Below are 13,022 nucleotides of genomic sequence, written 5' to 3'. Positions count from 1 at the left end.
TCACAGCATTTCGAGCGGGCGCTTCGACTTCGGCGGCTTGAACTGTCGATCGATGTCCGCGAGCTCGTCGGCGGACAGGTGAAGATCGAGCGCCGCGCGATTCTCGCGAACGTGCGCGACATCCGACGCTTTCGGAATCGCGAATACCTGCGGCTGCTGTAGCACCCACGCGAGCGCCACCTGAAACGCCGACACGCCGCGCGCCGCCGCGATCTGTTCCAGCGCGCCGCCGCGCGGCAGACGCGCGTGATCGACGGGGCTGTACGCCATCGCGGGCATGCGGTGCTCACGCAGCCACGGCAACAGATCGAACTCCGCCCCGCGCCGCGCGACGTTGAAGAGAATCTGATCGGTCGCGCAGGCGTCGCCGCCATCGAGCGATAAGAGCTCTTCCATGTCGTCCGTGTCGAAGTTGCTCACGCCCCAGTGGCGAATCTTGCCGTCGTCCTTCAGTTTTTCGAAACCCGCGATCACGCCTTCGAGATCCTCGCCGCCGCGCCAGTGCAGCAAATACAGATCGATGCGATCGGTCTTCAGGCGTTTCAGGCTGCGCTCGCATGCGCTCTGCACGCCGCGCTCGCTGCCGTTATGCGGATACACCTTGCTGACGATGAAAAGCTCGTCGCGCCTGTCGCCGAGCGCTTCGGCGATGAGCTTCTCGCTTTCGCCTTCGCCGTACATCTCGGCGGTATCGACGAGCGTCATGCCGAGATCGACGCCCTCGCGCAAAGCGGCAATCTCGCTCTTGCGCGCGTTCGGGCGCTCGCCCATTTCCCAGGTGCCCTGGCCGAGTTTCGGAATCGCTTCGCCGGACGGAAGCGTGACGGTTGCCGCATTGGATTGAGCCATGAAGAAGTCTCCTTGCAGGTCCGCCGATTATGGCGCAAGGAGCACGCCCGCCGCTTCAGACGAGCCCGACCACCAAAGGTCCGAGCAAGGTCAGCAGCACGTTCGCCAACGCATACGTGATCGCGAACGGCACCGTCGGCGCGGCGCTTTCGGCTTTGTCGAGCACGCCGCCGAACGCCGGATTCGCACTGCGCGAACCGGTGAGCGCGCCCGCGAGCAGCGCCGCGTTGTCGTAACGCAGGACGTAGCGGCCGAAGAGCATCGTCAGCACGAGCGGAAACAGCGTGACGAACACGCCGAGCAGGAAGATCGTCAGCCCGCTCTGTTTCACCGTGACGACCGCCTGCAAGCCGGAATTCAGCCCGACCACCGCGACGAACGCCGCCAGTCCGAAATCCTTCAGCAATTGCGATGCGGCCGGCGGCATCACGCCGTACATCGGATGCTTGCCGCGCATCCAGCCGAACAGCAAACCGGTGAGCAGGCAGCCGCCGCCCGAGCCGAGCGTGAGCGGCACGCCGCCTGCATCGACGACGATCAGCCCGATCAGCAACCCGAGCACGATACCCACGCCCATGTAGATGAAATCGGTCTTGTCGGAATACGGCAGTTCGTAACCGGCGGCATCGACGGCGCGCTTCGTGTCCTGCGGCGCGCCGTAGAACGTGATGACATCGCCGTGATCGAGCGTCGTCTCGGGCAGCACCGGCAACGGATGCCCCGCACGCGTGATGCCGTGGATATACACGCCGTGCCGAATGTCGCGATCGACCGTCGCGCGCACGTCGGCGATGCTCACGTGGTTCATCCCGCGCTTCGTGAACACGCCCTGACGCTTCTGCATGACGACGCTGCTGCCATCGGCGTCCGCGATTTCCTCGCCGATGTGCGCCGTCGCGCCCGCCATCGCCTCGCGCCGCCCGACGACGAGCACGATATCGCCCGCTCGCAATACGAAGTCCGCGGCAGGCTCCAGCGCGCGCCCGCCGCGCCGGATGCGCTCGACGGTGATCATGTCCCGGTCGTCGACTTCGACGTGCGCGACCGTGCGCCCCGCCGCGCCATCGTGCGTCACGCGATACGTGCGTCCGACGAGCGCGGGCAACGCCGAAATCTGCCCTGGTCCGGGACCGGACGCCCCGCCCGCGAGCGCCTTCTCCGCTTCGATCGACGCATCCCTGAGACTCTGCCCCATGAACTTCGGCAGGATGTTCACGCATACGATGATCGCGCCGAGCGAGCCGAACACGTACGTTACCGCGTACGCGACCGCGACGTCGGCCTGCAACGCCTTGGTCTGATCGGCGGGCAATCCGAGCCGCGCGATCGCATCGCCCGCCGTGCCGATAATCGCCGATTGCGTCAGCGCCCCGCCCGCGAGTCCGGCCGCTAGCCCCTTGTTGAGCCCGAACAGCTTCGCGCAGACGATCACGCTCGCGAGCGCCGTCACCGCGAGGAACAGCGCCATCGCGATTTCGCGCAGCGTGCGGCGGTTGATCGAGCTGAAAAACTGCGGGCCGGAGTCGTAGCCGACCGCGTAGATGAACACGGCGAACATCACGGATTTCACGCCGTTGTCGATCTGCACGCCCGCCTGGCTCACGATCACCGCCGCGATCAGCGAGCCGCCCACGCCGCCCAGTTGAAACTTGCCGAAGCTGATCTGGCCGATCAGATAACCCGCCGCGAGCGAAAGAAAGAGCGCCGATTCCGGCGCTTTCTGGAAGATGTCGTGGAGCCATTCCATACGGTCAGCCCAGTTTGCTCGTGAGCCCGACGATCACCGGGCCGAGCAGCGGCAACAGCACGTTCGAGAGCGCATACGTGATCGTGTAGCCGATCATCGGCGTCGCGTTGCCCGTCACGCCGACGAGCGCGCTGATCGCGGGCGTGCTGCATTGCTGCCCCGCGATCGCGCCGAGCAGCATCGGCACGTCGAGCTTGAGCAGCCATCGTCCGATGAAGAGCGACGCGAGCGCCGGCACGAGCGTGATGACGATGCCCGCGACCGGCAGCGCGATGCCGTATTCGCGAACGAGCCGCAACGCGTCCGGGCCCGCCGACAGCCCGACCGCCGCGATGAACGTGCACAGGCCGAAGTCCTTCAATATCTGCGCCGCCGCCGAGGGCAGCGAGCCGGTCAGCGGATAACGCGAGCGGATCCAGCCGAACAGCAGCCCCGCGAGCAGGCAGCCGCCGCCCGTCCCGAGCGTGAGATCGATGTCGCCGGCATGTACCGACAGCCGCCCGACCGCGATGCCGAGCAGCACGCCGAGCCCGAGGAACACGAAGTCGGTTTTCTGCGTCGCGCGGATGATGTAGCCGAGCCTGGCCGCGCCGCGCGCGACATCCTCCTTGTTGCCCATGAGCGTCAGCACGTCGCCGCGATGCACCTGCGTGCCGGCGAGCGCGGGAATCGTGCTGTCGAGACGCGTCACGGCCGCGACGAAGACGCCGTGGGCGTCGGCGGGCGCGGCGCGGGCGCGCACCTGGGCGAGCGTGAGGCCGTGCAGTTCGCGCCGCGTGAGCATCACATCCGTGCGTTCGACATAGACATCGGAGACGCCGTTGCCGAAAACTTCCTCGCCGATCGCGGGAATCGCCTCGACCAGCGCCTCGCGTCGCCCGCCGACCACGACGAGATCGCCCGCCTTCAGCATGACCGCCGCTTGCGGCTTGATGACCGAGCGGTCGCGCTGCACGCGCTGCACGCTGATGTTGTCGCGAAAGCGCTTCTCCAGGTCGCCGACGGTGAGGCCCGCGGCGGCCGTCACCCTTAGCTCGCGGCCCGCGAGCGGCGGCGCGGCGGGCGTCTGCCCGGTGCCGAGCGCGCCGTCGCCGCCCAGCTTGCGCCACACGCGCTCCGCTTCGTCGCGCAGATTCACGCGCAGGATGAGCGGCGCGAACTGGCTCGTGAACAGCACGATCGTGACGAGGCCGAACAGATAGCTCACGCTGTAAGCGGTGACGATGTTCGCCTGCAGCCGCGCGGTATCTGTCGTGGACAGGCCGAGCCGCCCGATGGCCTCCGACGCCGTGCCGATCACCGCGGATTCCGTCGCGCCGCCGGCAAGCAAGCCGGCCGCCGTTCCCGCGTCGAGTTTCAATATGACGGCGGCGCCGAGCACGAGCGCGACCACGACGACGATCTCGACGATCGACAACGCGCCGTAACGCCAGCCGCGCCCGATGTTCGCGAAGAACTGCGGGCCGCCCGTGAAACCCAGCGCGAAGATGAAGAGCGCGAATGCGATGTTCTTGAGATCGGGTGAAATGCGCGCGCCGCTTTGTCCAAGAATCAGCGCGACGACGAGTGTGCCGCAAACGCCGCCGAGCTGAATGGGGCCGAGCTTCACGGACCCGACGAGATAACCAATAGCGAGGCTCGAAAATAGGGCGATTTCAGGATGCGCCGCAAGCAGAGTCCAAATCATGACGTCAACCCGTGTTTTCGAATTTCGAACGTAATTGCGGCATCGATATATCCATCAATATCCGAAAAGAGAAACGGGTTTGCACCAAAAGTTTTAATCGGCATTTACCGGGCGATATATAAAATCTCTTTCGGCCTTGAGTGTTACTTCGATGCGTTCGCACGCGGAAAGCGCGCAGAAAATGCCGTTTTTTAAGCAAATTAACCATACAGTCCTAATTCGCGAAAGATTTACGAAATACATGCATTTCGTACCTATTGCATTTCGAACAGCGCTAAATTAGTTTTCGAAACATGCGTCTTCGCTATTAACAGCGGCAATAACGATGCGGTAAATTTATCGCTCAATGGAAATTTGATATTGCAAATTTGGTTAGCTCTAAATATTATCGACTTAACGCGAGATTCAAGAACCGGACACAAAGTTGTCCTAGAACAACATGTCCGGCCCGTGTGGTAAAACCTGAGAGGGCTAAATGATGAATCAGATCCATGCAATGCGTGTGTTCGTGCGCGTGGCAGACACGGAGAGTTTTCGCCGCGCTGCTCAACAACTCGATGTCTCGAATGCGCTCGTGACTCGGGCAATCGCGATGCTCGAAGCGCATTTGCGAACACGTCTCATCAACCGCACTACCCGCAATCTGTCTCTCACGGAAGCGGGCACACGCTATCTCGAGGGCTGCCGCGCGTTGCTGGAGGAACTGGATCATCTGGAATCCACAGTCACGCACACCGAAGGCGAGCCGAGCGGCACTTTGCGCGTCGTTGCATCCAGCGCGCTTTCGCTGCTCACGCTGACGCCGCTCATCGACGGCTTCCGCAAGGTGTATCCGAAGGTCAACGTGCGGCTCACGCTCGCGGAGCGCCATGTCGATCTCGTCGAGGACGGCTATGACGTCGGCATCGTCACGGCGTTCATGGTGTCGAGCACCGCGCTCATCGAGCGGCCGGTCGGCACCAGCGCGCTCGTGACGGTCGCGACGCCCGCGTTCGTCGCCGAGCACGGCACGCCCGCCACGCCGACCGATCTGCAAACGTTGCCGTCCGTCGGACTGCCGAACGAAATGCGCAGCCAGACCTGGCATTTCCGGCATCGTCACGGCGCCGCCGATCAGGTCACGCTCGCGCCGGTCTACACGGTCAACAACGCGCTGATGGTGCGTCTCGCCACGCTGAAAAGCATGGGCTTCTCGATTCTTCCCGAAGGCATCGTGCGGGCAGACATCGAAAGCGGCACGCTCGTCCGCCTGCTCGACGGCTATTCGATCGACGACCCCGACATGAAAGTGTCGATCGTATATCCGGGGCGGCAATATCTGCCCGCGAAGACGCGCTTTTTCATCGACTATGCGCTGGACTATCTCGGCCGGGAATTCACCGCGCAAGGCGGCACGCGTCCCGACGAAATCATCCGCCCGACCATGCCGGCGATGATGCCGATGCAGGCGTTGCGCAACGCGACCGCGACCGCCAACTGAAGCCATAGCAAGCACAAGGGCCAGCACGGCGTTTTACCGCCGTCTGACCCAATCTCCCGATCGCACCGCACAACTAAGCTTCGTCCAGCGCCGAATCGGGCGGCGCTCAACCCTCCCCGTACTCCGCATTCGACGCATCCGGCGCCGCGCACATCTCGCGCAGCAAGGACGCCTCGCGCTCGTGCACTTCAACCGGCATCAACAAGGCGCCGGCATAGGCCATGTAGCGCGCGCGATGCTGGCCGTTGCGAAACGCCACGACACCTTCCCGATGCACGCCCAGCAACCCGAGCAGCCCGGGCGAGCGGCGCACGCTGATCGTCACGTAGGGCATTTCGGGCACGCGCGGATTGTCCGGATCGAGAAACTCGCGGATGCCGCGCACCTTGCCCGCGTGCCAGTCGTCGACGGCCTTGAGCACGTAGTCGGTGTCGTCGCGATCGGCGCACGCGAGGAGCTTCCTCACGTCGACGAGCACGACCTGATGACGCGAGCCATGGTCGGTGAACACCCGCTTCAGCCGCACGAAGTCGTACTGCGGATGGCTCTGCAATCTGACGATCCAGACCGCTTCTGCGGCGGTCGGCGCAACCATCGTGTCCATGTTCGGCATAGGAGGAAGACTGCGGCGCGCGCCCCGTGCGCGCGTGTTTCGCTGACAAGCAGCCTGAACGACCGCCGCTGAACAGGCGCTCGGGCTAAACAAACTTTTACACCCTAGACGCAATTCGTGAAAGCGCCATGACGGGCACGGCATGTGCTTTTGTTGCCAGAATCGAACACATGGACATAGCCTGCGAGATCGCTTGTCATGTGACTTTCATTCACGGCACCGATCAACGACTCGTGGACACTTCTTCCGATCTCATCGTCGCGCGGCCCGAGGGTCTTTTCTGTGTGCCGGGCAAATTCCATATCGACCCGTGGCGGCCTGTCGAACGTGCCGTCATCACGCACGCGCATGCCGATCACGCGCGCTTCGGGCACACGCATTACCTGGCGGCCGAGCCCGGCGTCGGCGTGTTGCTGTCGCGGCTGCCGGGCATCGATGTTCAAGCGCTCGCTTACGGAGAAGCAATCGTCGTGAACGGTGTGCGCGTGTCGCTGCATCCCGCCGGGCACGTGCTCGGATCGGCGCAGGTGCGCGTTGAACACAAGGGCCGCGTGTGGGTCGCGTCCGGCGATTACAAGGTCGAGCCCGACCCGACCTGCGCGCCGTTCGAGCCGGTACGCTGCGATACGTTCATCACCGAATCGACGTTCGGGCTGCCGATCTATCGATGGGACAGCTCGCGCGATGTCTTCGACGGCATCGACTCATGGTGGCGGCATAACGCGGCGCAAGGCCGCGCGTCGGTGCTGTTCTGCTATTCGTTCGGCAAGGCGCAGCGCGTGCTCGCGGGCGTCGATGCCGCCATCGGTCCGATCTTCTGTCACGGCGCGGTCGAGCCGCTCAATCGCGCGTATCGCGAATCGGGCGTCGCGTTGCCGCCGACGCGCCTCGTCAGCGAGATCGCCGCGAAAGACAAGGCCGCGTTCAAAGGCGCGCTGATCGTCGCGCCGCCGTCCGCGCAAGGCAGCACCTGGATGCGCCGCTTCGGCGAATACAGCGATGCCTTCGCGTCCGGCTGGATGCGTCTGCGCGGCACGCGGCGCCGCAAGGGCGTCGATCGCGGCTTCGTGCTCTCGGATCACGCGGACTGGCCCGGCCTGCAGCTCGCCATCGGTGCGAGCGGCGCCGAGCGCGTGATCGTCACGCACGGACAGATCGAGCCGATGGTGCGCTGGCTCAACGAGCAAGGCCTCGATGCGGGCGCGTTCACGACCGAATACGGCGACGACGCCATCGAAGCCGATATGGCGCAAACATCATGAAGCGCTTCGCGACGCTCTACGCCGCGCTCGACGCGACGACATCGACGAACGAAAAGCTCGAAGCGCTGATCGCGTATTTCTCGGGCGCGCAAGCCGAAGACGCCGCGTGGGCGTCGTACTTTCTCGCAGGCGGCAAGCCGCGCCAGTCGGTGCCGACGCGTCTGCTCACCGAGTTCGCCCGCGAACGCGCGGGCTTGCCGGAGTGGCTCTTCGAAGAGTCGTATCAGGCGGTCGGCGATCTCGCTGAAACCATCGCGCACGTTTTGCCGCCGGCGTCGGGAGAATCGTCGCTCGGACTCGCGCAATGGATCGAGGAACGCATCCTCACGCTGCGCGGCGCGGATCCGTCCGAATTGCGCGAGCGGCTTCTGAGTTACTGGGACGAACTCAACTGGAGCGAGCGTTTCCTGCTGACGAAGCTGATCGGCGGCGGCTTTCGCGTCGGCGTCGCGCGGCAGCTCGTCGTGCGCGCGCTCGCGCAGGTCGCGGGCGTCGATCATAAGCGCATCGCGCAACGCATGGTCGGCTGGACCGATTCGCGCGAGAAGCCGAGCGCCGCGCGCTATCTTCGGCTGATCGCGCCGGCAGCAGAAGGCGATGACGTCGACACGCCGCACGAAAGCGATATCGGCCTGCCGTATCCGTTCTTTCTCGCGCATCCGCTGCAGGCCGATCCGGCGACGCTCGGCTCGCCCGACGACTGGATCGTCGAATGGAAATGGGACGGCATACGCGCGCAGCTCGTGAAGCGCGCGGGCCGCGTATGGATCTGGTCGCGCGGCGAGGATCTCGTCACGGAGCGCTTTCCGGAGCTCGCGTCGCTCGGCGAAGCGTTGCCCGACGGCACCGTGATCGACGGCGAAATCCTCGCGTGGGAACCGGGCGCGGACGCGCCCTTGCCCTTCGCGCGACTGCAGCCGCGCATCACGCGCAAGTCGCTCACGAAGAAAGTGCTGGCCGATTCCCCCGCCGCGCTGCTTGCCTACGATCTGCTCGAAATCGATGGCCGCGATCAGCGCATGGAGCCGCTGCACGCGCGGCGCGCGCAACTCGACGCGCTCGCGTCGTCGCTTGCGGTGAATGTCTTGCGCGTGTCGCCGGTCGTGACGGCATCCGACTGGACTGCACTGGCGAAATTGCGCGACGAAAGCCGTGCGCGCGGCGTCGAAGGATTCATGCTGAAGGAACGCGCGTCGATGTACGGCGTCGGGCGCACGAAGGCGTCGGGAACGTGGTGGAAGTGGAAGATCGATCCGTATGCGATCGACGCCGTGCTGCTCTATGCGCAGCGCGGTCACGGCCGGCGCGCGAGCTTGTACACGGATTTCACCTTCGCCGTCTGGGACGAAGCCGACGGCACGCGCACGCTCGTGCCCTTCGCAAAAGCGTATTCAGGACTGACCGACGAAGAAATGCGCCAGGTCGATGCGATCGTGCGCAAGACGACCATCGAGAAATTCGGGCCGGTGAGAAGCGTCACGCCGACGCTCGTCTTCGAGATCGGCTTCGAAGGCATACAGGCGAGCCCGCGTCACAAATCGGGCATCGCCGTGCGCTTTCCGCGCATGCTGCGCTGGCGCACCGATAAAAAAATCGAAGACGCCGATACGCTCGACATCCTCAAGGGCTTTCTGAACGAGGCCACGGCATGAGCGAGTCCGAATCGGCCGGCGAGCGCAGGCACCGCGCGCCGCGACCTCGACGCGTGCCGCGCACGCGTGCGGCGCAGGCAAAACTCGATGCCGCCGCCGAATCCTTCACGCCCGCGCCTTTCGCGTACGACGCGAACGAAGCTGCAAAGCCAATCGACGAACGCATCGCGCGCTGGTTCGACGAGCGCGGCTGGCAGCCTTTCGAGTTTCAGCGCGAAGCGTGGCGTGAGATCGAGCGTGGCGCGAGCGGCCTGCTGCACGCGACGACGGGCGCGGGCAAAACGTGGGCCGTGTGGCTCGGGGCGCTCGCGGCTTTCGCGCGGTCATCGAAAGCCGATAAAAATCCCGCGCCGCTCACCGTCTTCTGGATCACGCCAATGCGCGCGCTCGCCGCCGACAGCGCCCGCGCGCTGCAAAGCGCCGTCACTGCGCTGAACGTGCCGTGGACGGTCGGGCTGCGCACCGGCGACACGTCATCGACGGAACGCGCGCGTCAGAGTCGCCGGATGCCGTCCGCGCTCGTCACGACGCCCGAAAGCCTCACGCTGATGCTCACGCGCGCCAACGCGCAAGAAGAACTGAAGCATCTGCGCATGATCGTCGTCGATGAATGGCACGAACTGCTCGGCAACAAGCGCGGCACGCAGACGCAACTGGCGGTCGCGCGGCTCGCGCGCTGGCGTCCCGATCTGCAGATCTGGGGCTTGTCCGCGACGCTCGGCAATCTCGCGCTCGCGCACGATGCGTTGCTGCATCCGGTGAAGACGCCGCGCGTCGTGGTGCGTGGCGCGCAGCCGAAAACGCTCGTCGTCGATACGCTGATTCCCGAAACCATCGAGCGCTTCCCGTGGGGTGGCCATCTCGGCGTGCGGCAAGTCGGTCCCGTCGCCGACGAAATCGAGCGCGCGCAAAGCTCGCTCGTCTTCACCAACACGCGTTCACAATCGGAAATCTGGTATCGCGCGCTGCTCGAATTGCGGCCCGACTGGGCCGGCTTGCTCGCGCTGCATCACGGATCGCTCGACAAGGCAGTGCGCGACTGGGTCGAACTAGGCTTGAAGAACGGGCAACTGAAGGCGGTCGTGTGCACGTCGAGTCTCGATCTGGGCGTCGATTTTCTGCCGGTCGATCGCGTTTTTCAGATCGGCTCGCCCAAAGGCGTCGCGCGTCTGATGCAGCGCGCGGGACGCTCGGGGCACGCGCCGGGGCGCGTATCGCGCGTGACGATCGTGCCGACGCATGCGCTCGAACTCGTCGAAGCGGCCGCGGCGCGCTGGGCGATCGAAGAGCGGCGCATCGAAGGACGCGACATGCCGTTGAAGCCGCTCGACGTGCTCGTCCAGCATCTCGTGACGGTGGCGATCGGCGGCGGCTTCACGCCCGCCGACATGCTCGACGAAGTGAAGAGCGCGTATGCGTATCGCGATCTGACGCAGCGGGAATTCGACTGGGCGCTCGCTTTCGTCGAGCGCGGCGGCGCATCGCTCGCGGCGTATCCGGACTTTCATCGCGTAGTGAAGGACGATGACGGCGTGTATCGCGTGCCGCGCGAAGACCTCGTGCGCAGGCATCGCAACAACGTCGGGACAATAGTTGCAAACGCAACCATCAACGTCGCCTATATGACGGGCGGGCGCATCGGCGCGATGGAGGAGTCGTTCATCTCGCGCTTGAAGCCCGGCGATGTCTTCACCTTCGGCGGACGCGCGCTCGAACTCGTGCGCGTGCGCGACATGACCGCGTATGTGAAACGCGCGACTTCATCGCGCGGGGCGATGCCGCAATGGGCGGGCAGCAAGATGCCGCTGTCGTCCGAACTGGCCGATGCCGCGCTCGTGATGCTCGCGCGCGCCAACGACGGCATCTACGACGAGCCGGAAATGCGCGCCGTCAAACCGCTGCTCGATTTGCAGGCGAAGTGGTCCGCGCTGCCGGGGCCGGGCGTGCTCGTCGTCGAACGCGTGCGCTCGCGCGAAGGTCATCACTTCTTTTGCTATCCGTTTGCGGGGCGCATGGCGCATATTGGCCTGGGATCGCTGATCGGATGGCGCGTCGCACGCGATCAGCCGAGCACGTTTTCGATTTCGATGAACGATTACGGCTTCGAACTGCTGTCGGCAAAACCGTTCGACTGGGAGACGCTCATCGCGGAAGGGCTTTTTTCCCCGGAGAATCTGGAGCACGACATTCTCGCGAGCCTCAACGCATCCGAATTGTCGGCGCGGCGTTTTCGCGAAATCGCGCGCGTGTCGGGGCTGATTTATCAGGGGCATCCGGGACAGCAGAAAAGCGCGAGGCAATTGCAGGCGTCGAGCGGATTGTTCTACGAAGTCTTTCGCAAGCACGACAGCAGCAATCTGCTGCTTGCGCAGGCCGATCAGGAAGTGATGCTGCAGGAACTCGAACTCGGCCGCATCCGCGCGGCGCTCGAACGCATGAGCGCGAGCCGCCTCGCGCTGCATGCGCCGAAGAAGCCCACGCCGTTCGCGTTTCCGCTGATCGTCGCGCGCTTGCGGGAAAAGGTGAGCACGGAGAAGCTCTCGGATCGCGTCGAGCGCATGCTCGCGGATCTGGAGAAGGCGGCGAAGACATAAATGGAAGCTTTGACCATCGATGTGAATGGCCACGCGCTCGTCCTATCCGCCGATCGCGCGGCGTTCGATCCGCACGCCCGAAGCCTTTTCATCGCCGATGCGCACTTCGGCAAGGACGCCGTGTTCCGCGCGCGCGGCATTCCGGTGCCCGTCGGCACGACCGGCGAGAGCCTCGCGCGGCTCGATGCGCTCGTCGCGGCGCATCGGCCGGAATCGATCGTCTTTCTCGGCGACTTGCTGCACGCGCGCGAATCCCACGCCGACGAGACGCTCGACGCCCTCGCCGCGTGGCGCGCGAAGCATCGCGAACTCGCGCTCGTGCTCGTCGAAGGCAATCACGACAGGCACGCGGGCGCGCTGCCCGCGCTGTACGGCGTCGATGTCGTGAAGGAACCGCACGCGCTCGGACCGTGGGCGCTTTGCCATCATCCGCAGACGGTCGATGGCGCTTACGCGCTCGCGGGACACGAGCATCCGGTGTACCGGCTCGCGACGCGCGTCGACAGCGCGCGTCTGCCGTGCTTCCGCTTCGGCCCTCGCGCGGGCGTGCTGCCGGCGTTCGGCGCGTTCACGGGCGGCTTCGAAGTCAACGGCGGCGTGCGCGGCGAAGCGCTCTACGTGATCGCGGGCGAGCGCGTGTTCCCGCTCAGTGATAGACGTTCGTCGACGATTGCAGCTTCGTGAGCTTGCCGCGCTGCAAGCGGTACCAGCCGAGATTCGACTGCATCACCACCTCCTCGCCTTGCCAGAACACGCGCTTGACCGTCATGCGCTGGCCGGCGCGCTGCACGAGTGGCGGATGGCGGCGGAAATCGTAGAGGATCGGGCCTGAACCGGTCTGCACGAGCATGCGCGTGACGGTGTCGCTCGTGCCGGAAGTTTCATCGAAATGGACGACGCGCTTCGCGTCGAAGCGATCGAATACCTCTTTGTCGATGACCGCGGCCATGCCGGATTCATCGCGGAGAAAGTGCAGCGTTCCCGCCTGCGTTGCGATGGGCCCGGCGGCGTCGCTCTGGGCGAACGCAAGCGTAGCGATGAACAGCGTGCCGGCGGCTGCCGCGTGAATACAGAATTTTGTCAGTGACATCTTTCTCGTTCAAAAAGTTGCTGCGTTTTACCAACACTGCGACCAACA

10 protein-coding genes are annotated in these 13,022 nt (G+C 64.9%); 5 read left to right on the top strand and 5 right to left on the bottom strand.

Annotation, left to right across the window (positions count from 1 at the left end; translation table 11 throughout):
- The 3 genes from NCS02_RS03220 to aspT (NCS02_RS03210) are packed head-to-tail and all read right to left on the bottom strand — an operon-like array spanning position 1 to position 4,283.
- Positions 1 to 849: an aldo/keto reductase gene (locus NCS02_RS03220; RefSeq protein WP_244807739.1), complete on the bottom strand. Its 849-nt coding sequence runs from the start codon at positions 847 to 849 to the stop codon at positions 1 to 3.
- 55 nt (positions 850 to 904) lie between these two features.
- Positions 905 to 2,596 carry an aspartate-alanine antiporter gene (gene aspT, locus NCS02_RS03215; RefSeq protein ID WP_244807738.1) on the bottom strand — a complete coding sequence of 564 codons (1,692 nt, stop codon included), beginning with the start codon at positions 2,594 to 2,596 and terminating at the stop codon, positions 905 to 907.
- Between the two features lie 4 nt (positions 2,597 to 2,600).
- The gene (aspT, locus tag NCS02_RS03210; protein ID WP_244807737.1) at positions 2,601 to 4,283 is read right to left on the bottom strand and encodes an aspartate-alanine antiporter; all 1,683 of its coding nucleotides are present in this window, start codon (positions 4,281 to 4,283) and stop codon (positions 2,601 to 2,603) included.
- A 475-nt stretch (positions 4,284 to 4,758) separates the two neighbouring features.
- Between aspT (NCS02_RS03210) and NCS02_RS03205 the strand changes: the two genes are divergently transcribed.
- Positions 4,759 to 5,763, top strand: a complete 1,005-nt coding sequence (locus NCS02_RS03205) for a LysR family transcriptional regulator (protein WP_239295376.1) — start codon at positions 4,759 to 4,761, stop codon at positions 5,761 to 5,763.
- 106 nt (positions 5,764 to 5,869) lie between these two features.
- On the opposite strand, the gene NCS02_RS03200 is transcribed toward NCS02_RS03205, so the two are convergent.
- Positions 5,870 to 6,376 (bottom strand): plasmid fertility inhibition factor family protein, encoded by a 507-nt coding sequence (locus NCS02_RS03200; RefSeq protein ID WP_008351228.1) that lies wholly within the window; start codon positions 6,374 to 6,376, stop codon positions 5,870 to 5,872.
- A 233-nt stretch (positions 6,377 to 6,609) separates the two neighbouring features.
- Here NCS02_RS03200 and NCS02_RS03195 point away from each other — a divergent pair, with 233 nt between their 5' ends.
- Genes NCS02_RS03195 through pdeM form a run of 4 tightly spaced genes read left to right on the top strand, consistent with a single transcriptional unit; the run spans position 6,610 to position 12,568 of the window.
- A complete protein-coding gene (locus tag NCS02_RS03195) occupies positions 6,610 to 7,638 on the top strand; it encodes a ligase-associated DNA damage response exonuclease (protein WP_244807736.1) in 1,029 nt (342 codons plus the stop codon).
- Complete coding sequence (locus NCS02_RS03190) at positions 7,635 to 9,290, top strand: ATP-dependent DNA ligase (RefSeq protein WP_244807735.1); 1,656 nt, start codon at positions 7,635 to 7,637, stop codon at positions 9,288 to 9,290. The genes NCS02_RS03195 and NCS02_RS03190 overlap by 4 nt, the downstream gene beginning before the upstream one ends.
- Positions 9,287 to 11,884, top strand: a complete 2,598-nt coding sequence (locus tag NCS02_RS03185) for a ligase-associated DNA damage response DEXH box helicase (protein ID WP_250522881.1) — start codon at positions 9,287 to 9,289, stop codon at positions 11,882 to 11,884. Before NCS02_RS03190 ends, NCS02_RS03185 begins: the two co-directional genes overlap by 4 nt.
- Positions 11,885 to 12,568, top strand: a complete 684-nt coding sequence (gene pdeM, locus NCS02_RS03180; protein WP_250458196.1) for a ligase-associated DNA damage response endonuclease PdeM — start codon at positions 11,885 to 11,887, stop codon at positions 12,566 to 12,568.
- Here pdeM and NCS02_RS03175 read toward each other — a convergent pair.
- Positions 12,531 to 12,974 (bottom strand): hypothetical protein, encoded by a 444-nt coding sequence (locus NCS02_RS03175; RefSeq protein ID WP_008351236.1) that lies wholly within the window; start codon positions 12,972 to 12,974, stop codon positions 12,531 to 12,533. The two genes, pdeM and NCS02_RS03175, sit on opposite strands and share 38 nt — an antisense overlap.
- Positions 12,975 to 13,022: the final 48 nt, after the last annotated feature.

Origin of the sequence: Caballeronia sp. NCF2, from assembly GCF_023631205.1 — a bacterium.
GTDB classification, from domain to species: domain Bacteria; phylum Pseudomonadota; class Gammaproteobacteria; order Burkholderiales; family Burkholderiaceae; genus Caballeronia; species Caballeronia zhejiangensis.
The sequence above is the reverse complement of the archived record's forward strand: the minus strand, read 5'-3'. Positions and strand labels throughout refer to the sequence as shown.

Bases quoted from the DNA above. Each gene is read 5' to 3' on its own strand.
- aspT (WP_244807738.1), bottom strand. From the start codon at position 2,596: ATGGAATGGCTCCACGACATCTTCCAGAAAGCGCCGGAATCGGCGCTC.
- NCS02_RS03175 (WP_008351236.1), bottom strand. From the start codon at position 12,974: ATGTCACTGACAAAATTCTGTATTCACGCGGCAGCCGCCGGCACGCTG.
- NCS02_RS03205 (WP_239295376.1), top strand. From the start codon at position 4,759: ATGATGAATCAGATCCATGCAATGCGTGTGTTCGTGCGCGTGGCAGAC.
- aspT (WP_244807737.1), bottom strand. From the start codon at position 4,283: ATGATTTGGACTCTGCTTGCGGCGCATCCTGAAATCGCCCTATTTTCG.
- NCS02_RS03185 (WP_250522881.1), top strand. From the start codon at position 9,287: ATGAGCGAGTCCGAATCGGCCGGCGAGCGCAGGCACCGCGCGCCGCGA.
- pdeM (WP_250458196.1), top strand. From the start codon at position 11,885: ATGGAAGCTTTGACCATCGATGTGAATGGCCACGCGCTCGTCCTATCC.
- NCS02_RS03220 (WP_244807739.1), bottom strand. From the start codon at position 849: ATGGCTCAATCCAATGCGGCAACCGTCACGCTTCCGTCCGGCGAAGCG.
- NCS02_RS03200 (WP_008351228.1), bottom strand. From the start codon at position 6,376: ATGCCGAACATGGACACGATGGTTGCGCCGACCGCCGCAGAAGCGGTC.
- NCS02_RS03190 (WP_244807735.1), top strand. From the start codon at position 7,635: ATGAAGCGCTTCGCGACGCTCTACGCCGCGCTCGACGCGACGACATCG.